Origin of the sequence: Neobacillus sp. 204, from assembly GCF_046562815.1 — a bacterium.
GTDB lineage: Bacteria > Bacillota > Bacilli > Bacillales > Cytobacillaceae > Neobacillus.
This window is the reverse complement of record NZ_JBJORY010000028.1, coordinates 1-25469: the sequence shown is the minus strand read 5'-3', so window position 1 is coordinate 25469 and position 25469 is coordinate 1. Positions and strand designations below refer to the sequence as shown.

General features: G+C 39.8%; 17 protein-coding genes. 11 read left to right on the top strand and 6 right to left on the bottom strand.

Features of this window, described 5'->3' with window-relative positions; all coding sequences use genetic code 11:
- The first annotated feature begins 17 nt into the window (after window positions 1-17).
- Window positions 18-947, top strand: coding sequence for a polyisoprenyl-teichoic acid--peptidoglycan teichoic acid transferase TagU (gene tagU / locus ACJ004_RS29325; protein WP_410896613.1), 930 nt, complete (start codon window positions 18-20; stop codon window positions 945-947).
- Between the two features lie 56 nt (window positions 948-1003).
- On the opposite strand, the gene ACJ004_RS29320 is transcribed toward tagU, so the two are convergent.
- Entirely contained in the window at window positions 1004-4009 is a 3006-nt protein-coding gene (locus ACJ004_RS29320) for a S8 family serine peptidase (protein WP_410896612.1), read from the bottom strand.
- Between the two features lie 331 nt (window positions 4010-4340).
- On the opposite strand from ACJ004_RS29320, the gene ACJ004_RS29315 reads away from it, so the two are divergent.
- Window positions 4341-4916 carry a 3D domain-containing protein gene (locus tag ACJ004_RS29315; protein WP_410896611.1) on the top strand — a complete coding sequence of 192 codons (576 nt, stop codon included), beginning with the start codon at window positions 4341-4343 and terminating at the stop codon, window positions 4914-4916.
- Window positions 4917-4982: 66 nt separating this feature from the next.
- Here ACJ004_RS29315 and ACJ004_RS29310 read toward each other — a convergent pair whose 3' ends face one another.
- Together ACJ004_RS29310 and ACJ004_RS29305 are read right to left on the bottom strand one after the other, a co-directional pair.
- Window positions 4983-6368, bottom strand: a complete 1386-nt coding sequence (locus tag ACJ004_RS29310) for a L,D-transpeptidase family protein (RefSeq protein ID WP_410896610.1) — start codon at window positions 6366-6368, stop codon at window positions 4983-4985.
- A 340-nt stretch (window positions 6369-6708) separates the two neighbouring features.
- Window positions 6709-7635 (bottom strand): CPBP family intramembrane glutamic endopeptidase, encoded by a 927-nt coding sequence (locus ACJ004_RS29305; protein WP_410896609.1) that lies wholly within the window; start codon window positions 7633-7635, stop codon window positions 6709-6711.
- A 355-nt stretch (window positions 7636-7990) separates the two neighbouring features.
- On the opposite strand from ACJ004_RS29305, the gene ACJ004_RS29300 reads away from it, so the two are divergent.
- The gene (locus ACJ004_RS29300; protein ID WP_410896608.1) at window positions 7991-8290 is read left to right on the top strand and encodes a DUF4359 domain-containing protein; all 300 of its coding nucleotides are present in this window, start codon (window positions 7991-7993) and stop codon (window positions 8288-8290) included.
- Between the two features lie 87 nt (window positions 8291-8377).
- Here ACJ004_RS29300 and ACJ004_RS29295 read toward each other — a convergent pair whose 3' ends face one another.
- From ACJ004_RS29295 to ACJ004_RS29285, 3 genes are read right to left on the bottom strand one after another with little or no spacing between them, the layout of a single operon-like run.
- Complete coding sequence (locus ACJ004_RS29295) at window positions 8378-10159, bottom strand: hypothetical protein (RefSeq protein WP_410896607.1); 1782 nt, start codon at window positions 10157-10159, stop codon at window positions 8378-8380.
- A 16-nt stretch (window positions 10160-10175) separates the two neighbouring features.
- Window positions 10176-11123, bottom strand: coding sequence for a hypothetical protein (locus tag ACJ004_RS29290; RefSeq protein ID WP_410896606.1), 948 nt, complete (start codon window positions 11121-11123; stop codon window positions 10176-10178).
- Window positions 11101-11250: a hypothetical protein gene (locus ACJ004_RS29285; RefSeq protein ID WP_410896605.1), complete on the bottom strand. Its 150-nt coding sequence runs from the start codon at window positions 11248-11250 to the stop codon at window positions 11101-11103. Before ACJ004_RS29285 ends, ACJ004_RS29290 begins: the two co-directional genes overlap by 23 nt.
- Before the next feature lie 256 nt (window positions 11251-11506).
- Here ACJ004_RS29285 and ACJ004_RS29280 point away from each other — a divergent pair, with 256 nt between their 5' ends.
- From ACJ004_RS29280 to ACJ004_RS29245, 8 genes are all read left to right on the top strand, one after another.
- Window positions 11507-13228, top strand: coding sequence for a vWA domain-containing protein (locus tag ACJ004_RS29280; RefSeq protein WP_410896604.1), 1722 nt, complete (start codon window positions 11507-11509; stop codon window positions 13226-13228).
- A 124-nt stretch (window positions 13229-13352) separates the two neighbouring features.
- Window positions 13353-16745: a tubulin-like doman-containing protein gene (locus ACJ004_RS29275; RefSeq protein ID WP_410896603.1), complete on the top strand. Its 3393-nt coding sequence runs from the start codon at window positions 13353-13355 to the stop codon at window positions 16743-16745.
- Between the two features lie 117 nt (window positions 16746-16862).
- Window positions 16863-19220, top strand: coding sequence for a hypothetical protein (locus ACJ004_RS29270; RefSeq protein WP_410896602.1), 2358 nt, complete (start codon window positions 16863-16865; stop codon window positions 19218-19220).
- A 12-nt stretch (window positions 19221-19232) separates the two neighbouring features.
- Complete coding sequence (locus ACJ004_RS29265) at window positions 19233-20228, top strand: vWA domain-containing protein (RefSeq protein WP_410896601.1); 996 nt, start codon at window positions 19233-19235, stop codon at window positions 20226-20228.
- A gap of 10 nt (window positions 20229-20238) precedes the next feature.
- Complete coding sequence (locus tag ACJ004_RS29260; protein WP_410896600.1) at window positions 20239-20505, top strand: hypothetical protein; 267 nt, start codon at window positions 20239-20241, stop codon at window positions 20503-20505.
- 64 nt (window positions 20506-20569) lie between these two features.
- The gene (locus ACJ004_RS29255) at window positions 20570-21208 is read left to right on the top strand and encodes a beta-mannanase (RefSeq protein ID WP_410896599.1); all 639 of its coding nucleotides are present in this window, start codon (window positions 20570-20572) and stop codon (window positions 21206-21208) included.
- A 14-nt stretch (window positions 21209-21222) separates the two neighbouring features.
- Window positions 21223-22488, top strand: coding sequence for a TRAFAC clade GTPase domain-containing protein (locus ACJ004_RS29250; RefSeq protein ID WP_410896598.1), 1266 nt, complete (start codon window positions 21223-21225; stop codon window positions 22486-22488).
- A complete protein-coding gene (locus tag ACJ004_RS29245; protein WP_410896597.1) occupies window positions 22488-25328 on the top strand; it encodes a GAP1-N2 domain-containing protein in 2841 nt (946 codons plus the stop codon). Before ACJ004_RS29250 ends, ACJ004_RS29245 begins: the two co-directional genes overlap by 1 nt.
- Window positions 25329-25469: the final 141 nt, after the last annotated feature.

Sequence of the window (25469 nt, the reverse complement as noted above, 5' to 3'; positions counted from 1 at the left end):
TTTTGGAGGAAAACTAGATGAGAGCTGACAAGAATAAAAAGAAAAAGAGAAAGTGGCTCCGAGTAACTGGAATTGTTTTATTTGTACTCTTGATTGGAATTGGGGTTTACGCCTATTCAGTATATAATTCATTACAAACTGCCGTTGAAACAATGCATCACCCTGTTGATCGTGTATCAGAAAAGCGGACTGAGGAAGTATCTTTGCAAAATAAACAGCCATTTTCCGTTTTACTCTTAGGTGTTGATCAGCGTAAAGGGGATAAAGGCCGTTCAGATACAATGATCGTTTTATCCGTTAATCCGAAACTCAATTCGGTAAAAATGCTCAGTATTCCTCGGGATACACGAACGGAAATTGTCGGTAAAGGGACTGAGGATAAAATCAATCATGCCTACGCTTTTGGAAGCGAAGAAATGGCCATGAACACCGTTGAAAACTTTTTAGATATTCCGATTGATTACTTTGTCAAAGTCAACATGGAAGGTTTTAAGGATGTTGTTGATGCCGTTGGCGGAATAACTGTTAATAATGATTTGGACTTTTCTTATGGAGGCTATCATTTCCCAAAAGGTGAAGTTACTTTGAATGGCAAAAAGGCTCTTGCTTATACTCGGATGAGGAAAGAAGATCCTCGCGGTGATTTTGGCAGGCAAATACGCCAGCGTCAAATTATCCAAGGTGTCATAAAAGAGGGTGCAAGTTTATCTTCCCTAGCAAATTATAGTGATATTTTTTCAGCACTCGGTAAAAATGTCAAAACAAATCTTACCTTTGATCAAATGGTCTCTATTCAAAAGAACTACAAAACTGTCGGAAGTAATATCGATCAAATGACCATTAAAGGGAATGGGACAAAAATTAACGGAATCTATTACTTCATTGTTCCAGATGACGAAAAACAACGGATTCAGACAGAATTGAAGACACAGTTGGAAACCACCTAACATTAAAAACCTCTGCCGCTTAGAGATTCGGCAGAGGTTTTTTGTATTTAGTCATTTCATTCATTAAATTGATACCAATATTCATTTCCTAATGAATCACGATATTCGATTAAATAGTAGTACCAGGAATATTTTGAAGGCTTAGTATAAACAATCGTATTAGAACCCGACTTTACCGTATATTGCTTTTCAGCAATTTGCGAACTTCCTTCATATTTATAGACATGAATGGTCGCTGTAACCTGTTGCCTTGTGTTAATTTTCAACAGTAATTGATCGTTATAAATCTGATCTGATGCGACATGGAAGCCAAAACTATGTGAAACCAACCACGCGGGGTCGCCTGTAGACGTCATTTTCCCCTTAACGGACTTTTGCCCGTAGGCATTCTTAGCTGTGATGACATAGGAATAAGTTTCAGCATGTTCATCCCCGCCTCGATCATTAGTAGCATCCCAACTAAAATATTGGCTTCCTTCTTTTACAGGTACATTTTGTTTAATGGTTTTCACCTTGAGATTTGATTCATTAAAGATTTCAATCGTCACATTTGCCGCCCGGGAAAGTTTGTAATGGACCTCACTGCCTTCACCTGGATAAAACATGACCACTGCAGGATAACTAATTTCAATTTTATTGATCTCCACATGAACATTTCCCGAATAGATTTGGGTTAGATTATACTTATCTACCACTTTAATTTTAAATTGATAATCACCATCGTTAAGCTGCTTTTTGGCCTGATCCGTCCCATCCCATGTAAAAGAGTGCGATCCTGCTAACTCTGCAGCATCTGTTTTAATGGTGGATACGACTTTCCCGCTTTGATAGATTCCAATCGTAACTTTTCCAGGTTTATTTAAAGTGTATCCGATGGTCATTGTCCCTTTTGTTTTTAAATAATAATCTTTTCCCGAGGAGATAGCAGGGACACGCCAATCCTGAAGGCTAATAGAAGTGCTGTTCATCTTGGTAATATTCCCAGCCCTATCCTTTAGCTGAATGAAATATCGGTAGGTTCCTTCTGGGACCAATTGATTCTTGTCATTTTTCCCATTCCAACTGGCGATGATAGTACCAGCGTTAGCTTGTTTATTAATTAATTTCTTAATGATTGTCCCTTTTTCATTGACGACATGGACAACCATATTTGAGGTTTCCTTCAGTTTCACTCGTAATGTGTTCGTGGTTTTATTATCCATTTTAAGTAGAGTGGATGATAGGATAATTTCGCCTGTCGGCCGGACGCTATCCACTTTCAGTTGAACCTTTTTTTGTTTCCCTTGTTTATTATGGCTATCCGTAAATGACAGGACAATCTGGTATGTTCCATCCTTTACACGATGACCTTTTGTTGTTTTCCCATTCCATACTAACGAATGCTTACCAGCTGAGATGGACTTCCTCGAAAGAATTTTCTTTACAGTTTTCCCCGCCTTATCCGTCACAACAGCAGTTACTTTCACTTTTTGTGTTAATTCATATGGGATCGTAATCTTCCCGCTTACATGAGGCGAGTAGGTATAGGTGCCTGACACCAAAATGGCAGGCTTGGTATGATTGACAACCTTAATTGATGTGCTTTTATAAAAGCTGTCCGATCCCTTTGTGATTTTCACTTCTATTTTATAGGTACCCGTCGAAACAAACTTTTTGCTTGCTGTTTTTCCATCCCAAGTAGCGGAAATTTTCGTACCTGAGGAGGTTTTATTAGATAGTATTTTCCTGATTGTTTTTCCATGTGAATCTTTTACTGATAATGAAACCTTGGTCTTACTCGTTGTTTTAAAAGAAAAAGCTGCTTTATTTTTCCCTGTCATCGTATATGTTTTCGGAGCAGTAATCGTTGAAATTGGCGCGGCTGTATTGGAAACCGCCTTATATGCATCAATTCTTCCATACCCGTAATCTTCATCCCATCCCTTGCTGCCGCGGTCGACGGTTGATTTTTTAAGAATCGTTTCTACCTGGCTGGGACTTAAAAATGGGTTTTTTGACCGGACGAGTGCAGCAATTCCTGAAACCATCGGTGCAGCCATCGATGTCCCGTCATAAGTAGCATACGTGCTTCCGGCTACGGATGAATAGATATCCACACCTGGAGCGGCTAGGTCAATGTATTTTCCATAGTTTGAAAAGCTGGCAATTCTATCATTTCGATCGGTTGCACTTACACCAATTACACCCTCGGATGCAGCAGGGTACATTGGCAAATAGGTACTAGAGTTGCCGGCGGCAGCCACGATTACAACACCTTTTGATTTAGCATATTTAGTTGCAGATTCTAAAAGATAACTATAACTATCATCACCGAGGCTCATATTAATGATATCGGCGTGGTGGGCCACTGCATAATAAATGGCCTGTATGACTGTTTCAGCACTTGCCTCATTTCCTTGGAAAACGTTAATAGGCATGATCTTAACATTTGGAGCAATCCCAGCCATTCCAGACTTATTAAAGCTTGCCGCAATAATTCCAGCCACATGTGTAGCATGTTCATCAGAATAATAACTGGAAGAACCAGTCACTGCATTATAGGGGCTGACGATTTTTCCTCTTAGGTCAGGGTGATCCTTCTGAACCCCACCATCAATTACCGCAACGGTAATTTTCGATGATCCCTTTGTTTTGTCCCATGCTTTTGGCAGTTGCAGCTTGGGAAGGTACCATTGCCGGCTATAGCTTGGTTCTTTTGGTAGATACGTTTTTTTATACTTGTAATTTGGTTCGACTAGAAGCACTTGTTTATTCATTAATAACCTTTTTGCAATATCCGCTAAATTTACGCCCTGCGTGACTTTAACCACAGAAAAGTCGTGATCCTCTAATTGAGTTTCTTCTATTACATTTACTTGTTTAAGGAGATCCTCACGTTCCGTTGATGAGGTATTTGGTGCAAATTTGACAATCAGTTCCTCGGCAACATATTCCGCCTTTTCCTTAAATAAGACATCTGGATCGATTTTTTTGGGATGGGCGTTCATTCCATCAGCCTTGGCGTCCAAAGACATAAATAGTAAGCTGAGTACCATTAAACTCAGCGACCAAATATATTTCACTAGTTATCCCCCATTACGTTTGTTTCATATAAAATGTCATTCTATTTAGTTATCATTCTATCATTTTGCCGATAAATTAGGGAGGGATTGGAAGAAATAATATTTGTTGTCAATTAACAAAAAAATAGAAAAACTATATTTTTGGTTTTGTAAAATAATTCCATTCTTTGTAACTGTACATTCCACACGGACAAAATAGGTCATTTTGTCCACGAGTGGTGCCTGACACCTTATTATAAAGGTTTTGTCACGAAACTAGTAAGCTATTGAAATATTTATGTAATATTATTGTGGTAACTTTTATATAACAGATGAAAGGGGTTTTAAGTAAATGAAGAAATTCCTAGTTATGTTTAGTTTGGCGGGTATGGTGTTATTTGGAAGTAGTACTGGCGCATTTGCAGCATCCAATACATATAAAGTTAAAAGTGGCGATTCACTCTATCGTATTGCAAAAACATATAAAATCTCCGTAAATACATTAAAAAAATGGAATAACCTTAAATCAAATACGATTCATCCAAATCAAACGTTAAAAATTACTAACGTAACTTCTAGTAAACCGGCGGTTAAGAAGGCCATAACAACTACTAGTAATACAAAGAAGCAAAAAGTTGTAAAGACATTAACAGTTAGCGCTACTGCCTATACAGCAAATTGTAAAAGATGTTCTGGTATTACTGCTTTAGGTTTAAACCTAAAGAAAAATCCAAAACTTAAAGTAATCTCTGTTGACCCAAAAGTCATTAAGCTTGGCACAAAGGTTTATGTTGAAGGTTATGGCTATGCCATTGCCGGTGACACCGGTGGTGCTATTAAAGGGAAAAAGATCGATATCTTCGTTCCTTCTCATACGAAAGCCATTCAATGGGGAAGAAAAACAGTTAAAGTACAAATATTAAAATAAATAAAATGAAGTCCCAAGTGAGTTGATTCACTTGGGACTTTTATTGTTATTATATACGATTAAAACTTAAGGCAATATTGGATCTGGCAGGTCAATCGTAAACACTATAGTTGTCTTGTTGCCTGCAGCATCAGTTACTACTAATGTGTGTTCACCCTCTACGGATACTACATTAGGTAAAAATGCTTTTCCATCTAATGTAGCTTTTCCTTCTTTAAAGGAGATCGTAACAGGATTGGTATATTTTCCATTGCTTACCCCGCTGACCACTGGTGCTGTTTTATCAATCGTAAACACGACAGTTTGCTTATTACCAACTGCATCTTTTACCACCAATGTGTGTTTTCCCTGTGCTTTAACAACTGTTTTGGTTTTTACTGCTTTTCCATCTAATGTTGCTGTACCTTCATTAAAGGAGATAGTAACATCCTTGTTATAAAGAGCATTATTGCTGACTCCGCTAACAACTGGTGCTGTTTTATCAATCGTAAACACGACTGTCGTCTTGTTTCCGGCTGCATCAGTTAACACTACTGTGTGTTTTCCCTGTGCTTTAACAACTGTTTTTGTTTTAATTATTTTTTTATTTAATGTAGCTTTACCTTCTTTAAACGAAATCGTAACATCCCTGTTGTATTTAGCGTTATTGCTGACTCCGCTAACAACTGGAGCTGTTTTGTCTTTTACAACAACAGTTTTCGTTTTACTGATGTTTCCTGCTTTATCCTTGGCTGATAAATATATCTTTTTTCCAGCCTTTTGTTTCGGGATGGTTACCTTAAATTTTCCAGTCGAGCTAGCTTTTTTCGCGTATTTTTTAGAACCAATTTTAACAGTAACGGTTGCTCCTTTTTCTGTTTTACCAGACACTGCTGTTGATTTGTCTGATACAGTTGTTACTGAAGGAAACGTTGGAGCCTTGATGTCGATGTTTTTGTAATATGGTGCTGCTAATTGATTAAAGCTTTTTTTCGAATTAGTAATAACCACTTTTGTTCCCGTTTTTACCTTGCTAAATAATTGGATAATCTCTTTGTTATGCATCCGAATGCATCCGCCAGAGACATATTTACCAATCGAACTTTCATTATTGTTCCCATGAATTCCGTATGGATAGCCGCCATTTTCTTGTTTACTTAAACCCAGCCAGCGTTTTCCCAGTGGATTGCGAGGATCACCGCCAGGAATATGTCCTTTGTACCAAGGTCTGTTAACAATTTTTTCTCTTATGTAAAAAGTCCCTTCCGGGGTAAGTTTTGACGTTCTTCCTGTTGCAACATTGTAAGTTTTTACCAACTTACCATTCTCATAAAATGCTAGTTTATTTACCTTTTTGTTAATAATGAGCAGTTGTTTCTTTGATATTGTGCTAGCTTCAACCTTTGTGGTTGTAGGAAAAAGCGAAAATCCTAAGCATAAGATAATAAATCCAATAAGAAAACGTTTTAACACTAGTAGTACCCCCTGTGATTTCCATTTATTACTACAATACCATAATTGATGTTTTAATAGATAAGATTAACTCCAGATATATTTCGGCAATATTTTACATTATTTTCACACTATTGAAATAGGCAAAACTATTTATTTTTTCCATGGTGCCTGACACCGCTAAACAAATAACGCCATTTCTCGGGAAATACCTCCAATTATCTTGCTCTAACTGTTTTCTATTAGGTTAGACATATGGATAGATAGATTCATTGTCAATTTTTGTAGCAGGAAATTACTAGTTTTCAACATCATAAGTTTCAAAAAAAAGAGGCTGCCGGCACGGCAGCCTCTATTTATATCATTCAATTTTTTGCGTCAACTCTTCCACATAGCCTTCCTGAACTGTTTCCAGCTGTTGGATGGAACGTTGTTGGTTTATTTTTTCTAAAATAAACAGGCAGACGTGAACGATTAGGATCCCCAACGTGAAATATTCCACCGCATAGTCGATATAATACCAAGATAGTGTGGCCGTAATATCATATAATGCGTGGACAATAACCGTCAGCCAGAGGTTCCTGGTCCATAATAGGATGATACCGAATAAAAAACCCATATTCGCAAAAGTTACAATAGCCCCTAATCGAATCGCCCAAGGCTGTTCCGTATCGAGTGTATGGTCGATTCCAAACAGAATCGAGGTAATAAACAGCGCAGCCATCAAGAAGATGTCACGTGAACCACTCTCCCAACTGCGCGGAAAGACCTTTTTTAAAAGCACGAGCAATAGAATCATATACGACAGCCGCCAAACCTCTTCTAAACCAGCCAGTGTATCATTATATAAATCATAGCCAATCGTATCTATTTTTTCAAAAAAGGACCAGCTTGGTTCCTCGGGCAGAGAAGCGTCACCACCGCCGTCTACTTCAACGGATTGTGACTCGGTATAGTCTTGAACATATTGATCATAATCCTTGTTAAAATCCACAAAAGTAAGACTAGAATACACATTAATCACTGTGCTTCCGATGAAGAACAGGAGAAAAGCACCAGTAAATTGCAGCAAAAGCTGGCGCGGACTTTTTGAATGATCATGCTGACTCCGAAGTCTCAGGTAGAGCTTCCATCCGATAAAAAACGAGGACACCATGACGGCATCATATAATGTGCTCGCCATAGAACTATATCGAGATAGGTAGAGAAGAACTTCCGCGCCAATACTTACTATGAGCATCCCAAAAAGCAGCGGTTTTGAAATCGATTTTGTTAAATTCGTTGTCATCGTTATCCTTCCCTGCCTGGTAAATTTGGTGGAGAAATCATGTTTCCCCTTACCTGCCTAATATCTTTACTGCAATGATCCCGAATACATTAAGAAAAAGCAGGAAAAAGAAACATGCAATCGTCCACTTCCATTTTCTCGTCACGACATTATCCCCTCGTTTTTCCCAAGAATATATTAGTAATAATCTAACATATTAATAGTTAATAATCATCCTTATTCTTTTTCCAAATGATAAGTAAATTTTTGTGATTTTTCAGGTTATGATTACATATGAATGATAGTACAAGCAATCATATTTCCAAAGTGTTTGTTTTTTTCATTTCAATCATTTAAAAGTTAGGAGTCTTGCAATATGAAACGTCTTGTTCCTATCATAGTTTTAATCGCCGTTCTTTATGTATTATCAACAACAAATCCCGGGCGTACAGCATATATTGAATGGATCAACCACAAAACGATGGATAAATCTTCGAACATAATCGAAAAAGGTGTGTTATCTCTAGCAGGGAAATCTATTTTCGATGCAGGAACCACGCAAAAGGATTATTTTATTTTCTCAATTTACAAAACCGACTTTTCTGAAGTAGGTTTAGGAAATGTTACGTCGGTGGGGATCTTTAATAAGTTTATTACTATCAAAAAATCGGAATAAACCAAGACTAGTCTCTTTTAGGGACTGGATTTTTTTATAAAAAAAAGGACCAAACCTCAGCCTATGCCTCGTTTGGTCTTCTTTCTATTATTCAACTTTTTCCACCTGGAAAACTGGTACGCTCACGGTTTCTCCATTTTCGTCGGTAATATCTTCGTAGCTGTTGAAAATACCAATCACTGTATAATTCTGATAGATGATGAAATCGGTATCTCCCTTTAATAACACATACGTTTTCTCCCATAGTCCAGTACTATCATTATAGGTTTCCGATAAGGTTACCAAGGCTCCGCCATTTTGCAATTGATCAGCGAAAGCGGTGAAGCGAACCTTCTTGCCATAATAGTTTCCTATATCTGCAACTTCAATATCAGTATAATCTACTTTAATGTCAGTAAACTGATATTGACCATTATCATCGGGTTCGAAATAAGCAATCTCTCCCTCGCCTTCCCCAACCGGGTTATCGACGACTAAAACATGATTTGAGTCAACCGTTAACTGATCGGCTTCCACATCGAGGATCTTCACCATTGAACCAGCGCGTATTTCATAGGCCAAATAATGATAGTTCCGCTCGGAGGATTTCGCATCAATATAAATGACAGGATTGCCTCCAGTACTTAAACTGCTTTGGAAGGAAAGCTTGGTAATACCCGTCGCTCCATCCAAGTTCCCCTCTATTACTGTCATTGCTTCTTCTCCCGTTAGCGTGCCAAAATAAATGCCACCGTCGCTGGAGATAGCAGCAACAATACTGTCTGCCCCCCATTTGTTTCTTGCTGTCACAGAATCCGGAAACTCTTTTCCTGGATACAAACGCTGCAGGACACGAACCGGTTCATATTTATCCCATAAAAGATTGGCACTGGTTATTGATTTCGTCGTATCTTCTAATGGCTTTAGAGCTTCATAGATTTTGATTGCATCCTCATACTTATGGGCAGCCATCAGCTGCTCCGCTCGTTCGAGGACATCCGCTGTTGAGGTTTCAATATAAGCGAATACCTCGGCACCATTCATACTTCCTTCTAGATTTTTAATTGTAGTAGCGGATTCGGCATATGCAGCGTAATCCTTTTTATTGATGGCACCCCTGACAATCTCTAATAAGTTCGAATCAAGAGTTTTCTCAAGCCAGCTAGAATCCAGAGATAATTCCGTAAGTGCAGTAAATTGTCGGATCCCTTCATCAACAATCGCTGAAACCGGACCATTTTCAATTATTTTATTAATCTTTGTGGAGTAATACTTTTCGAACGCTGTTTCAATTGATTTTGATTTTGCTGACGATCCTCGACCGAAATATTCAGCTGGAATCTTGTTGAGGAGGTTGTAGATTCTTTCCTCATCAGAAATTCCAGTCACAGTATCCTTCACTAATTTATCAAGATTCGTCTTCTTAATCGCAGTAAAATACCCCTTCATATCCTTATCCAAATGCGTTAAGGCCAACATTTCCCCGTACATATCCTTTTGAACGCTGGTGCCTGACACCCATTTTTTCTGACTTTCCTGCCAGCGGTCATACATCGAAACAAGCTTGTCGAGATCGTTTTCATCATTATAATCGGCTGCTTGTTCATCGATTTCTTCCATGACTTCACGAATCGGGGTCAGAATGGACAGAATTAAATGGATATCTTTATTATGGTCTGTAACAAACACATTCAGTTTGGCAGCACGGAATTTTTCTTCTGCAGCCACAAATTTCCCCGACTCATATAGTTTTACGGCTTCCTTATAGGTCTGAATTTTTTCATGCGCCATAATCATTTTTCCGCTTACAGCGACAAGCAATACAATTAGGATAAGTAAGGAAACATTCCGGGACCAATTTACTTTTTTATAGACGGTAAGTTTAAACATGATTTTGCAATCCTTTCTACGAAACAAACCGCTTAAAATCAGGGTCATAATGATACTTCATTTCAACTAAACGCATCGCTTTTTCCTCAAGACTGCCCCAATTTGCATCAGGGTTTGAATAAAGGATATTGCACAGCCGCAGAAACCGGTCCTTTGGAAAATATTCAAGGAATTCCTCAATAAACGCAGAAAATTCCAAGATGTACAGTTTCATTCGTAACGCTGTACCAGCGACCGCAATAAGCGAATCCATCCCGAAATCCCTGACAATCTCATCCCGATAAATAATAAAAAAGGAAATACACTTTTTGGTAATCAAGGTCCGATTGATTTTTAAAACCTCCAGGGCATATTTCACAAAATCCTTATCATAGGATGAAGGAATAAGAGGTTCAAGTTCAAGCTCCATATCTTTTCTTAGAAGGATCTCATTTAAGACCATGACACGGCGTATTTTCACCTGATTGCTATAAATAAAATCTCCAATCTCACGCAGTTTTTCATAGGCCTGGGCCAGCTTTTCCGCTTTGACATCCTCTTTGGCAAGGTCACTGTCAAACTGGATGCCGGCTTGAATTTTACGCAAGTCAACGCGGAGCAACTTTTTCAGTTGGATAAAATGCTCACTTTTTATAAAGACAAACGTAAGAATGATATAACTAATCACAAAGATCACCCCTGTGATTAACGAGAGATAGAGCGTTTTTACCGTTGGCGCAGCTACAATTCCGATACACACCAAGATCAATATCCGAATGGCCTCGGTAAATAAACGGTTTTTAACAATCGAGTTGACGAGGCCCTCAATTTCGACAAAGGTCGACCCGCACTTTGGGCAATGTTCATCCTGTAAAACAGAATACCGATTGCATTTTTTACACATTTTCAGCTTTTGGAAGCGATATTTCGTCCTTTTTTTCTTGGATAGCTGGATGGCTTGTTTAGCCATTGGATTCACCTTCATTCAACATGATCACCAACTCATCGTCGATATCATCGAAATTCCCACTGTTCCGTTTGTTTTTAACTAATTTATAGATTTTCCAGCCAAGGATCAAAACTAGTATACTCGTAAATACAATGCTATACATTCTTTCTTCCCTTCTTTGTCAGTTTTATGTGAAACGATAATTTCCAAATAATACATTAAGGTTATTATAAGGTTAATATTTTAATATTTAAAGATAGGATATGTTTGGGAATATTATGGGAACGGTGGTAAAATGAGAGTATAATGCGAAAAATTGTAAGTATTGCTCGAAAAAGGAAACTGCTGTTGGAGGTTGTACACAGATGTTTAAAAAATGGATAAGTAGTTTTATAGTAATCGCGTGTCTTTTCTGCAGCATGAGCTATTATAGTGTACGTGCTGCCAGTCCATTAAATTCCACTTCCCGAATCGAAGGGATGCTGGTCGTGGATGTTAGTAATTCAATGAAAAGCAGCGATCCGAAGAATATTAGCAATGAAGCGATGAAGATGTTTATTGATATAGCCTCTATTAATGGAGATAAAATTGGCGCCATCGCGTATGCAGATGCGGTAATGCGCGAAAAAGCATTGGTTAAAATTCAATCCAATCAGGATAAAAAGGATCTTAAGGATTTCATCGATTCACTTGAGAAATATACGTATACAGATTTATCTACCGGTGTGAAAGAGGCAGTAAAAGTGCTGAATACCAGCCATGAACAGAATTACTACCCGCTGATTGTTCTACTTGCCGATGGAAATAATGAATTGAATCCCAAAAAGTCTAGAACTCTTAAAGAAGCAAATAGCGATTTAGAAAATGCCATCACTGCTGCAAAGGCAAAAGGATATCCGATCTATACGATTGGTTTGAACGCCAATGGCAAGCTGAACAAAGACGTTCTTACCGATGTGGCGAATCGTACAAACGGTAAATTCTTCGAAGCAAGTTCAGCTGATCAGCTGCCTGGTATTCTTAGTGAAATCTTTGCCAACCACCTAAAGTTAAAGATTGTTTCCTTGGATCAAATTGTCGGGAACGGTCAATTCCAGGATATTAAGATTCATGTTCCGAATGAAAATGTGTTAGAAGCCAATATTTCGTTAATTTCTAGTAAAGCTGTAGAGGTAAAGCTCGTTAATCCTTCTGGTCAGGAGCTTGCCATCCCTTCAGGCCAAGTCCTCTTTTCAAAGTCAAAGACCTACTCGATGGTTAAGCTGCTGAAGCCTGAACAAGGGGATTGGACGCTGAGGGTTAAAGGGGTAGATAAAGATAAAATTGATATTAATCTTGTCTTTAACTATGATTTACAGCTCAAGCTGAAGTCTCTTGACAAACAAAGCTACAAAGCGGGGGAAACCGTCAAGATTGGTGCCTTTTTTGAAGATAATGGCACCGCCATTTCGGATAAAGATATCTATCAATCAATGAAAGCCACACTTTTTATAAAAGACCTTGATAAAGGAAAAATTAAGGAAGTTGCTTTAAACTCAGATAATCAGGGATTTAAAGGAGAATTTAAGGTTGGGAATGCCTCTAGTTATGAACTGGTTGTCAGAGCAGAAGACAATAGCTTTTTCCGGGAGACCGCTCCACAAAAGATAACCGTTCAAAAGACAGCCAATTCTTCTGGGGCAGTTAAACCTGCAAATACAGAAGACGAAAAACCTTTTCCGTGGCTGTATGTGGTGTCTGCCGTTGTTGGTGCCCTCCTGCTTGCAGCCCTTGTTTCTATTCTTTTAGCAAAAATGAAGCAAGCCAATCGCGGCTTTAGCGGACAAATTGTTGTGGAGATTAAGGACGAAGATACGGGTGAACGAACCAACCCGCAATACAAAAAGTTAAAGGGCTTTAAAGGAAGGTTTCGCATGCATCAGCTTCTGTCCCTAGCACCTGAGTTCGCCGAAACCGAGCAAATCATTTTCAAACCAGCTGCTGGTGATAAACTTCTGCTCATTAATAACTCCGACAGTAGCATTGAAAAAGGCGGACGGGCAATTGATGCTAAAAGGGGTTTCGAAATAAAGAAAAATGATCGTCTCCGCATCGTTCTAAAAAAGGTTAATAAATCAGTATATATGGAGTATATAGGTTAAAACGGTTTTAGAGTGTCAGGCACCAATTGTGGTGCCTGACACCCTAAATTTGAATCCATATCCTGTTATTTTTCGTCATATATGTGAGAGAGTTTGTATTTTCCATCTAGGGAGGAATTTTTGCATGAGAGCAAGTGTGAGAGAGCATATACAGCAGTTAGATGTTTCCTTAGGCGGAGGGATTATTTCAGAGAAAATCCGTGTTGATACTATAGATAACCCGATGCTAGTCATCGGTCTTGGCGGCACAGGGATTGACGCCCTATTACGATTGAAATATCAAGTCAATCGCCGTTTCAAACTGCCGCAGGACCCTTTATCCAAAAAGAAAAAGGATAAGCCCAATAATATTGAATTTTTAGCCTTTGAAACAAATGAATACGACCGTAATAAAAAATACAAGGGCATCGGTCTTGACCCAAACAAGGAATTCGTCCTCCTTTCCAATCCGGAAATTGGCGGCCTGCTCCAGAATCGGAGCACGATTGAGCCCTACATAAAGGAATGGCTCTCTCCTGAACTCCTCATCACTGATGGGATCAGCGGCGCCTCTGGTGTCCGCCAGGCGGGCCGATTGCTTCTTTTCACCAAAATCAATCAGGTGGTCCAAACAATTGAACGAAAAATTGAAGCCGTCCTGGAAGGAACCAATAAACGATTATATGTCTTCATTCTAACCGGACTTTCGGGCGGAACCGGCAGCGGCTGCTATCTTGATATTTCCTATATCACCCGCGGGATTATGGAGCGTAAATTTGGTCCAACCGGTGTGGATAAAGTCAATATTCTCGGTTATCTTTTCACACCAGATGTAAATTTATCTAAACGAGGCCTAAGCTCGCACACCGTTGAATACATTGAGAAAAATGGCTACGCCGCCTTAAAAGAGCTAGATTATTGGATGAATGCCGATGAACGGAACGAACGCTTTAAACAGAGGTACGGCAGCCTATTGGAGGTTAACTCTCCCATGCCGCCGTTTAATCTCTGTCATTTAATTTCTGGAACGAACCTGGAAGGAAAATGGCTCGAGAACGCCTATGATTACTGCATGAATGTCACTGCTGAAAACATTACCAACTTCATGGCCAATGAGGAAAAGCAATCGGGCGAAGAGTTTGCGATTCATGATTATATTAGCAATATCCGGACTAATATTGCACAAATGCCAAAGCCATATGCCGCCAATTATCAATACAACATCATCGGTGCTTCAATGGCAGAAATCCCGCTCGAAGAAATGACCACGTATATTGGTTATAAGCTGTTTGAAAAAATGAACAGCATGTTTGATGCAGGTCCCGATCAAACAGAGGTTGAGCAATTTTTAGAAAAACTAAGGATTGATCCGGATTCTGTCCATCACCGCTTCAATGAACGTGTCCCAGAGCCGTTATCCGGTTTTGAAAATAGTGACCGCTTCTCTTACAACAACGTCATCAAAACTTCTGTCATTCATATTGATGACGAATTAGATCGTGAATTTTTACTAAAGGCACAAGAACAGTATCGTAAATGCAAGAAACAGCTCCCTGGCGAGATTATGGAAGAATTCCGCCGCCAAATTGAGCGTCTGTTCCTTCACCCGAAAAAAGGGCCAATCTTTGCGTCACGTTTGATCTATTCAAATGATGGGTTCTGCTTGTTAAAAACCTTGCAGGCTTATATAGAAGGCCTTCGCGACCGTTTAGAGCGCCTTCCTAGAGCAATTCAAACTGAGCAGGAATATGCCTTGAATAAACTTGAGGATGCCAGAAGTGCCTTTATCTCAAAAGAACGCAAAAAGAATGCCTATATTGAGGCCAAGCTGAATGAATATGATGCCCGCGCTGAAAAGGTCCGGATTGAAGAAATGATTGAATTCTATGAGGACTTATACCAACTTCTTAACAGTCAGAACAACAAAATCTATGAAGTGTATAAAGAAATCTTAGAAACATTAAAGGGAATCTTTGAAAAGAATGCGGATATTCTGGTTGATGGCGAGGAAGTCAAACACGATAATGACGTAACCTATTATTGGCATTTGGTCAGTGTACCGGATGTCGCCCGTGAAATCCAGCGGATGTTCGATTCCAAAGACGGAGAATTATTGGTCCAGCAGTGGTCAGAAATGCTGCTCGAAAAATCGACCTTTTGGGTTAAGGAATCTGATGTGGATGTCGTCGGCACGGTGTCTGAATTCTTAACTGACCAGTTCGGTGAATTAATCACCAAATCGATGGAAGACTTCTTACGAATGAAATACGGCGAAGATCAATCGATTGATAGAATCATCGAAGATAAAATTGCGGCAAGACTTGACCGGGACGCGCTGCCCGTGTTCCATCTTGCCAATAGTAACGGACAGCTTCACTTCCCGCAATGGGGCTTTGTTTCTGTACCGGTTAAGGCACCGAATATTTTCAATGGGATAAAAAATTTCGAGAAGCATTCCTTGAGCCATTCACGATTCACAATTAAGGAAAGTGAGTTAAAGAACAGAATTTTCTGGTTGAATACGAAAAATGGGATTCCGTTATTCGCCTATTCTCCACTAGCCATTTACGAAACTTCTTATGAAAAAACCATCTTAGAAAAAGAAGGCGTCGGCCGTCATCTTGTGCAAACAGATAAAGAAAACTGGGCCTACCTCCCATCACCGATACCGGAAAAGTCATGGGGAGATACGTATCAAAATGAGCGTGTCAAGAAATACAATGCCAGTGTCCGCACCCTATTTGATGAGGCTTCTGCATTAGGCTGTATTACAGAAAAAAATGGGGATCAAAATACAAGTGCCCGGTTCCAGTGCCATTTTACAAAAGAGATCAACCTTCCGGATTTATATGCACAGTATGAAGTGAATCCGAAGCAGATTGATAAGGCGAGTCTCGGAAATCTGAAACAAGTGCTCAGGAAGCTTAAAGAATTGTTCTCAGGCGGAATGGAAACTGACGGTGTCAGTGATATTTTCGGAAGTACCAATTTGGAATTAGCTAAAGAGAACTTCATTCGCTCACCGAAGCTCATAGAGAAGGTGAAAGTAGAAGTAAGAAAATATCGCCTGATTCAAGAAAAAATGGCTGAAATTGAGCAGTGGATCGAATCTCAAAAAGACAAAGAGGTTTCTCTAAATCAATTTATCCAGGCTGTTTATACAAAAACAATTCGGAAAAGAGGCGCTCTTTACGTTTACGATAAAGAGATTGAGGAAGATGCTTGGGAACCGTTCGTGAACCTGATGAAGACGACAAAATTTATAGATTTTGAAATCTATCAAGCTTTTAAATCGTTGAATCCTAAACAAATGGCCCAACTCGAGAAAAAATCGGAACACAGGAGCAATGACTTGATAAGCCAGGAACAGGCAACCGAGCTGATTTCTGCCTTAGAGGAAATGGCTGCCACTTATCAAAGGGAAAAAGAAGCCCTGGATTATGACTACAAGGATTTTGTGAACGGCGAAGAATTGTACAGCTTCTATAAAGAAATGATGATTAAAGTTCATGATATGCTACGTCAATTAAAATCATAATCACAGTTTGATAGAATGCAGAAAAGATGTGGCCACATGCAGGATTGCTTGTGGCCACAAAATTATCTTTGCATTTTTCAAGTAGTGGAAAGTTTTTCTGATGAGGGGGAAAACAACTTGAGGGACCTTTTACAAACGTATGCAAACACTTTTTCCAACCAACTAGAAAAAATGACGCTTGAAGTAAATGAACAGCGAAGTGTGAACCATCCAATTGTCTTTCTATTTATGGGTGACCTCGTTTTGGAAGCACTAAAATCAATTAAGACAATTAATGAAGAAAAATGGCATAACAGTTCCGGCGTGCTCTATTTTCATGCCTATCAAACAGAGACGGTCACTCATCCAAACCTTCTTTCCATTCAACTTCCAGACCAGGGACTCGATCGTAAAACCAAACGAAAAGATATATATGAAGCTTTTTGTCATGATGAAGACAAACTGATTGAACTGAATAAAGCCTATCGTTTGCTTTCATCGAAAATAGCGGAGTACGGGAAGGTGTATTCTTCCCTTCAAAAAGTAAACCTATGCCTAGTCACGGCAATTGATGATCCTGCGAATACTCTCATTCAAGAATTCACCTTACTGTTAAAAAGTATTCTTCAAGAATCTTTCCGATTGGTTGAGGTTGACCTGTATGGATTAATTAAGGAAAAACAGGACGGAAACAATTTTGCTCTGTCTACTTCGCTTGGAATTAGTTTTTTTAAAGAATTAGATCGCTATCAAAGTGATGAATACACCTTTCTGCAAAATCTCCAGCTGACAGAAGATCATCTGCGGCTTCCGGTAAGTCACCCTGCTTCCCCACTCTTTGACATGGTGTATTTACTAAGTGATAAAAATGAAGAAGGCTTGATTTCGAGTGAAGCCGAGCAGCAAAACTATGAAATAATCAGCAATCTTAATCTCTTAAAAAATCGCAAGATGATCACGGATTACCACGAAAAGATGGACAGCTATAATCATGCGGCCTTTCGCAAAGGCATACGAGGAAATTCGAAGGAACCAGTGTACGCCTCAGCCGGTTTTTCCAAAGTAAACCGTCCCAATAAGGCAATTGCCCTATATGCGGCAAGTCATTTTTACAGTCAGCTGGTTGAAGCATTAAAGACACCGATTTCCCAGCCGCGCGAAAAAGTCCTCAGCCTATTCGGACTGTCAGAGACTTCTTTTCAAAAATACTATCATGAATGTCTTCCTTCCATTGATAAACTCGAGGATATGAATGGATTAATCGGTACCACAAATTCGTATCAAACCGTGAAACGAATGTCGGTCAGGGAGGCGGAGGATTATTTGTTTGAGGGTGGATCGGAACAATTCTTCGCTGCCAACTTTAAAGATCCTGCCAGTGAACGCCTTCAGCAGTTGAACCTGAAAGCACAGATCCAGCACTGCCTTGAAAAAAATGTAATTCAACATGAACAATACGGTTTATATTGTGCCTATAGTTGGACCGCCGATTCGAATGGTTCGGAGATTAACATCATCAATGAAATTCATAAAATGCTCCGAGATATGGAAAATGAGCAAGTAGAAAAACACTCACGTCTCGAGCATTACTACCAGCAACTGGTCGATAGCTGTGATTTTAAAAAGAGTTACCTCCCTTTTTCCGATCGGAAAAACATGCACAATTTTCTACACTACTTATTTGAAGCGGTGTACGGCACCAAGTATGAACTGATCAAGCTGGATGTAAAGCGGGCCATTTTGCAGCAGTACTTAGAGGTACTTGAAGAAAACAACTTGAAATTGCGAGTCAAAATGAAGTATCTCGACGAAGTTGGTTCTTATCTGAAACAGGCAGCAGCGGAAAGCCTTTATGAGGCGGATGATTATTTAGACAAGAATATCCCTGAATATTACGCGGAAATCATGACACGCATTACCGCAAAATTAACAGAGAAACGCGGCACTCATTTCTTTTCTGACCATCGCTTTTTTGGAAACCTGATTGATTTACTTGAGGACGGGACCAAGGCTCTGCTGGAAAGAGTCTTGCTTATTTGTAGTCGTGAGGTGCTCACCCAAGAGGAATTCCACCGCAGCTTTGAAGATGAGCTGTTAGAACGTGCCAATGTCATGACGAACTATGAAAACAGAGATGTTCTTTCAAAAAGCGAATTATTTAAACAATTATATAACCGCCTTGATGATCAATCACCGATACAGATTGAAGTGTTTAACTACACCCAGGAACACCGCTATGAGGAAAAATACTTCTTTGGAGATTTTTACAGCAAGTTCATGGAGTTCGCCTTAGAAAAAGAACATGAAACAAGGCAATGCAAAGTCGGCTGTGCCCATGAAAAGAAAGCAAGCGGAATTGAAAAGCTTACCCTCATGGGAGGATTCCACTTAAAGGACTTAATGTACTATCGAAATGGCGAAAAATACTACAACGCCTATTGCAACGAGGGTTTCCAGTTTCATTCAGAACCTGTTATCAGCAACTCTATATCATAAGGAGCTTTGAACATGCCTGTCCGAAAATTCAGCTTCCTCTTTTTTGTATTTAGTATCATTGCGGGATTGATTGGCGCTGTAATTGGTGAATGGCTACTAGAGTCCTATTACGGCGTTTGGCCCAATATCCTGTTAATGGGGGTCTATTTTGCTCAATTGGCCTTCTTCAGCGGACTCTTCTGCTTAGCCGCTGAACTGATTACTCCGATGATTAACGGACGCAGCTGGCGTTTAGAATACTCAGGGTTTTCATGGAAGGTCCTTGTCCCAGCTTCCTTCGTTATGCTGTTTGTTGGCGGAGTTCTCTTTCAATTTTTGTATTCTCTTAGTTTTTCAAACGTAAAACCGCCTGATGATATAGTCATGGTCCTGGATATCTCGGACAGCATGAATAAAACCGACCCAGATCATGAAAGCTTGAAGGCGGCTGGAAAACTGATTTCCAATATGAAGCCTAACCATCGTGCCTCTGTCCTATCGTTTAACGAACAAGCCATTGTTACCAAATCGATGTTTAAAATTAGTGACAAAAAGGAACGAGCAGATGCCATCAAGGAAATCAATTTGTTAGCGGCCTCTGGCAGCACCGATATCGGCAACGCTTTGGACACCGCGATTCAAGAGATCGACGACCACTCCCTAGCAGGCCGCAAACCAATGGTCATTCTTTTTTCCGATGGATACAGCGAGCTGGATCTAGACGCAGTGGTCAAACCTTATCAGAACAAAGACATTGTCATTAATACGATTGGGATGAGCAGGATTGACAAAAGCGGAGCTCAGCTGCTCCAATCGATTGCCTCAAGCACAGGCGGTTCCTTCTATGATGTAAAACATGCGAATGAATTAACGAACATCTTTGAAAAGATTTACCTCGAAAACCAAGACCGGCTTCTTGTGACTGAAAGACATGGATTGTTTCAAGACAGCACCTATCTTTCTGTTCTCCGCGGTCTTAATTTCGATCATCGGGGCATTATTTGGGCTCGCTTTGGGAATTATTTTTGATAATCGCTATTTGGCAAAAAGCTTTTGCTTAACTGGGCTGATTGCCGGAACCCTTGCGGGATTGGTGCTTGAACTGGGGTTACATGCAAACATGCTAGGAGGGTTTTCATACCGGGTAACGGCTGATATCCTCTTAACCGCATTAACAGGGCTGGGTACTATGTTAATTCCCATCCGAGAAAAATTTTCCGGCCGCACGAATCGCGGTGGTGGGGTGACAGATTATTCGGCAAGGAGCACAGCTTCGAAAAGGGAAACCTTTAAAAAGGGATTTTGATGATAAGCAAAGCAGCTCCAAACTGCCTTGCGAAAGTATTCTACTAGAAATAGGGTGATTGTTGGTGAATTGGGAAACCATTTCTTCTCCTGATCATGAAATCAAAGATATAAAAAAGATAATAAGAGATTCAGAGGTTCATTTAACTTGGTTTTGGTCAAAAGAAATTGACTTTGTCTACATTTATAAAGCTAGCTCCGAAAATATGAAGATGCTTAACGAGATCAATGAGAAGGACTTAAAGCTATACACACGGGAGGAATATAAGGCAAATCAAGGTTATCAAAGCAGAATCGATGCAATTGGCCGTATGGCTTATCGCATTCTCCCCTGCCAAAAACGGGATGGAAAATTGGTCGTATTCAACCAGGAAAATGATGATAACCTCATTTTTATTTCAGGTTCGAAAGCAAGAATTTATTTTTCCATTTCCTATAAAAATAGGCTCTTTCAGGCACGTAAAAAAGTTCGGATGTCCATTATGACCGAACTGCCGCTTGAAAAAGAGCTGTTAGTGTATGTTAAAAAAAGTGGGGGAGTTCCGGTCTCGGTTGACGATGGAACCGTCTATCCATTTGTGCGCGAGTTCCCGTCTGGGAAAACGGTACCGCCAGAAATTGAAATTGATAAAAATGAATTCATTCGCATCTTTTTCAGCAATGGAAAGAAGTCAGCGCAAAGTTATGAGTTAATTCCACAATAAGGGAGACTATCCGCATGTTCGCACTGCTTAAACGAATGTTTGAAAAAAAACAACCGGCCAAGGAACGGCTGCCATTTTACGATATTGTTTGTCCTTATTGCTTTTCAAAATATCATCATGAAGAAGTTGTCTTTCGTGCTTCTCATCACCGGGAGGATGATGAAGCATTAGCCCTTCAAGAAGATGAATTGTTAAACAAGTACCGTGAAAAATTTGGTCTTGCTCCCATTGATGAACTTGAGGCGATCATCGAGCCCTCGATGATTCCTGATGAAAACAAAATTTATTCCGACCGAGTTCTCATGGGCGTGTCTGACAAATATTCGGTCGTGACAAGAAATCGCCTTTGTCCGGCCTGTCACAATGATCTCCCTGTCACCGCGGGCAAACATCCGAGTAACATCGTTTCCATTGTAGGCGCAACCTCGGTTGGGAAATCTGTCTATATGACATCATTGATTCATACCCTCCAGCATGTGACTGCTAACAATTTCGATGCGGCATGTATTCCGCTTGATAACGAGATTAGTAAACGTTTTCGGGTAAACTATGAGATTCCACTCTTTGAAAATGGAAGTCTCTTACAATCAACGGAGAAATCGAACCGTCAGGAGCCGTTTATTTTTCAATTCGTTTTCAAGGATGATGACCAAGCACCATTGACGCTAGTATTTTTCGATGTCGCTGGTGAAGGAATGACTGACAAGGACTACATCAAGCTCCATGCGGCACATATCAAAAATTCATCAGGGATATTATTCTTGGTGGATCCCATGCAAATCCGTGCAATCCGCGAAAAGCTGATCCATCAAATGGGTGAAAATCCTGGAAAGATTGTTGGTCAAGGTGATGAGCCGCGCGAGGTGGTCATTTCCTTATTTGGAGATTTCATCGCGCATCTCGAAAACAGTAAAACAGATATTCCAACAGCAGTCGTTTTGACAAAGAGCGACCTCTTAAATTCCTTAAAACATGATGACGGTGACTATATCCGGACGAATAGCAATGTCTTCCGAAATGTGATTCACCGAGGCTATTTAAATTTAGATGAGTACGAAAATATTAACGGGGAGATTAGAAGATTCCTAGCAAAAGTGGATACTCCGTTTGTGAATGCCCTCGATGTTTACTTCCGGGATACCTCCTATTTCGCCGTGTCTGCCCTTGGGAGCAATCCCGTCGATCAACAGGTGAGTGGGATAATTAGTCCAGTTCGTGTCGACGAACCATTTATTTGGCTGCTTTATAAGCTAGGGTTTATAGAAGGGAGAAATGAGTAGTGACTGGGAAGTTGATCGCACAGCACATGTATACACGCGAACGGGGAGGCGTTTTTCATGGTACGGACGGTTATGATACCATTGCTATTTCCGAAAGCCTTGAAAAAGCCTTTGTAAAAAAATACCTTCATCCGTTTTGTATGTATCATGCACCACAGACCTTAACGGAACGCGGCGAAAAGGATCCCTCTCTCTACCCCGAGGCCGTGACGATTTTTCAGCCTGAAACCGGTGACTTGGTCATCGGTCAGGCCGTCTTTGTTCCGGCTGATTTTACAGGGAGCCGCAGCACGTATTTTATGCATAACTATGTTATTCCCTCGGAACTGAAGGATGAGTGGATCAAACAGCCGGAGAGATTATTTCAATGGAACGAATTCCAAACCTCCTATGATGTGGAATCAGGGATGGTATTGCCTGAAGTCGAGGCAGTCGAATATAATGCGACCAATATTCTCGCTATAAAAGATGAATTGTTGGTTCGCTTAGCGATTAGCGAGGATCAATTCAAACAGCTTTTATTTGCTGTGATGACGTCTATTGCAGGCAAGAAAAAGGTCTTTGTTTCACTCGATGTACCATTACAAGACTATACAAACTACGCACTTTTACTCTTAGAATTAATTACGATCTATTTACCATATGCTCACCGCAGAAAACTTGGCGCCATTACTTTTACAAGTGCACCGGAAAGCAAAAATTATCTCCATGTCACCTTTTTTGAGCAAGGGACATTAAATACAGCCGACCGCAGCATCGAAAAACAGTTTATTTTCGACTTTGCCGCTGATAGGATTTCCGGTGTAGATATTGGAGGTCAAAAGCATGAGTATTTGGATTATATGCTCGACAGTTTTTCAAAATCAGAACGAATCGATTCATTCCTTGAGTTTGCTGACCATGCGTTAACCGGCTTACCCGAAGAGCAAAAGCTGGAACTATCAAGCTACTACCAGCTAACTGACCTGTTTTTAACATTATCAGGTAAAGAGTCGGCCCTTTATGAGAATAATAATCTGGGCATTTTACATAGTTTACAAAAGTTTTTACAGGTAAACAGTGCAGAGAAGCCGGATTTAGTTGAACTCTTTTTGAATCTGCTTTATCAAGAAAAATTGGCAGCGGATCCGAATAAAGCCCTTGTCTACATTCAAGCGGTTGTTTCGATCAATACTATCCTAAGATCTGATAATGCCCTATCCTTCATTATTGAGACTTTGAAGTATTATCAGCAGGATCCACTTTTCGATAAGTTATGGAAGGAAATTGAACAGGACCCGCTGATCTATCAATCCATTATCCGGTATATTAATGACCATCCAGATTATAATGAACTCCTTGAAAGTTACCTGATAGCACAGTTTAAGCAGGTCGTTCAAGTGGAGGAGATTCTTTACAAGTTAAAACAAATGTTGGAATCACCTTACCTTTTGGCGAATGAAACTTTTACAACTGTTGCTATAAAAAAGCTGTCTGCTGCGATTTCCTCTAATTCTTTTAAGGATCTCTTGGCCATTAAGAACTTTTCTATCGATCGGGAAAATCATGAGTTTATCCGCTTTAAAATGAATTTGCTCGCAAATGGAATGATCGTCTTGCTGCGTTCTATTCGTCTGGAGGAGTTAACGGTAAAAGAAATCCAGTCCTATGGTCAGATTTTTACAAAGGGACTAAATGTTAGAGATTTCAAGGATACAAAGGTAAAGGAAAATTACCTGATTACCAATGCCCTTTACGAGGTCGTCAGCAATCCCACTCACGCGGATACTTATAATTTAGGAGCATTAATCGGAACAAGTCGGGGGAAACTTAGAAGCACGCTTAAACAGATCCTTCGCAGCCAGTCTAATCCTGAGTATTTTCCGCTTTTATTCATGGCCTTTGAAACGGAGGATAACGGTATAGACTATCAGGGATTACTAGAATACCTGATTAAAAACAGTGACAACAAAACAATTCTATTGTTTATTCGAGGAAACACAAGACTTATTGACCAGTACCCATTTTTTAGAGCATCCTTGAAAAAATATCTAATTACCCATCCCGAATCGATTTGGAAAAATAAAGACCTCAGAAAAGAACTGAAATTAATTAAAAGCTACAGCCTTAAAAATTTACTGAAGGAAGTGGAAACAGAAACGGCCGCCCCTCTAGTCAAATTTTTAAAACAGTATGGATTAAAGTTCTTGGTGATATTAGTACTGTTTGTCGGTGTTGGTGGCGGAGCCTGGTACGGGGTAAACATGCTTGTCAGTAAGGACAAAGCACCTGAGCCTGTCATAAAAACAGCTAAAAAGGCTGAGGATAACATAAAAGAAGATCAGAATCAGTCACCTGTTGAAATTATTTCGACTTTAGATTCCTTCAAACCTTCCAGCGTTGGAACTGAAGGTCATACTTTCACCATAGATTTGGAGGGAAAAACAGCTAAAAACATTTATGGACAAGTTCAAAACGGGAAGCAACGCATCTTATTAACGGATACTACGGACCACCCCTGGTCTTTAGACATCCTAACAGAATCTGAAGAAAGCCCGTTTGATGAGAACTTGATCTTGAAGGAGGGATTCTCCCTTTCCAGTATTGAACATGATTTTACTGGGGACGGACAACCTGAGGTCGTCCTTGCTGCAAGCGATAATTCTGCAGAATCCTATATTTGGGTTTTTGCTATGGATGGAACAGAGAGTGAAGGAGAACCGCTTACACCTCTTCTTACTGAAAAAGGAAAAGCTGAAGTCCAGTTGGTGGGGAATAAACTAATTTTATCTGAAGGGGAGCCAGCGCTTATTTACGAGTTTTCCAATGAAGTAAATAAGTTTGTGGAAGCAAAAAATTAATAATCGATGTATGATGGAGCATTCCTTAAGGGGTGCTCTTTTTACGGTCTTTTTTTGGAAAAAGTTCAAACTTTGGCGCAATAAAGTCAAATTAAACAGAAGACACAAAAAAGAACAGCTTGTTTAGCTGTCCTTCTTCGT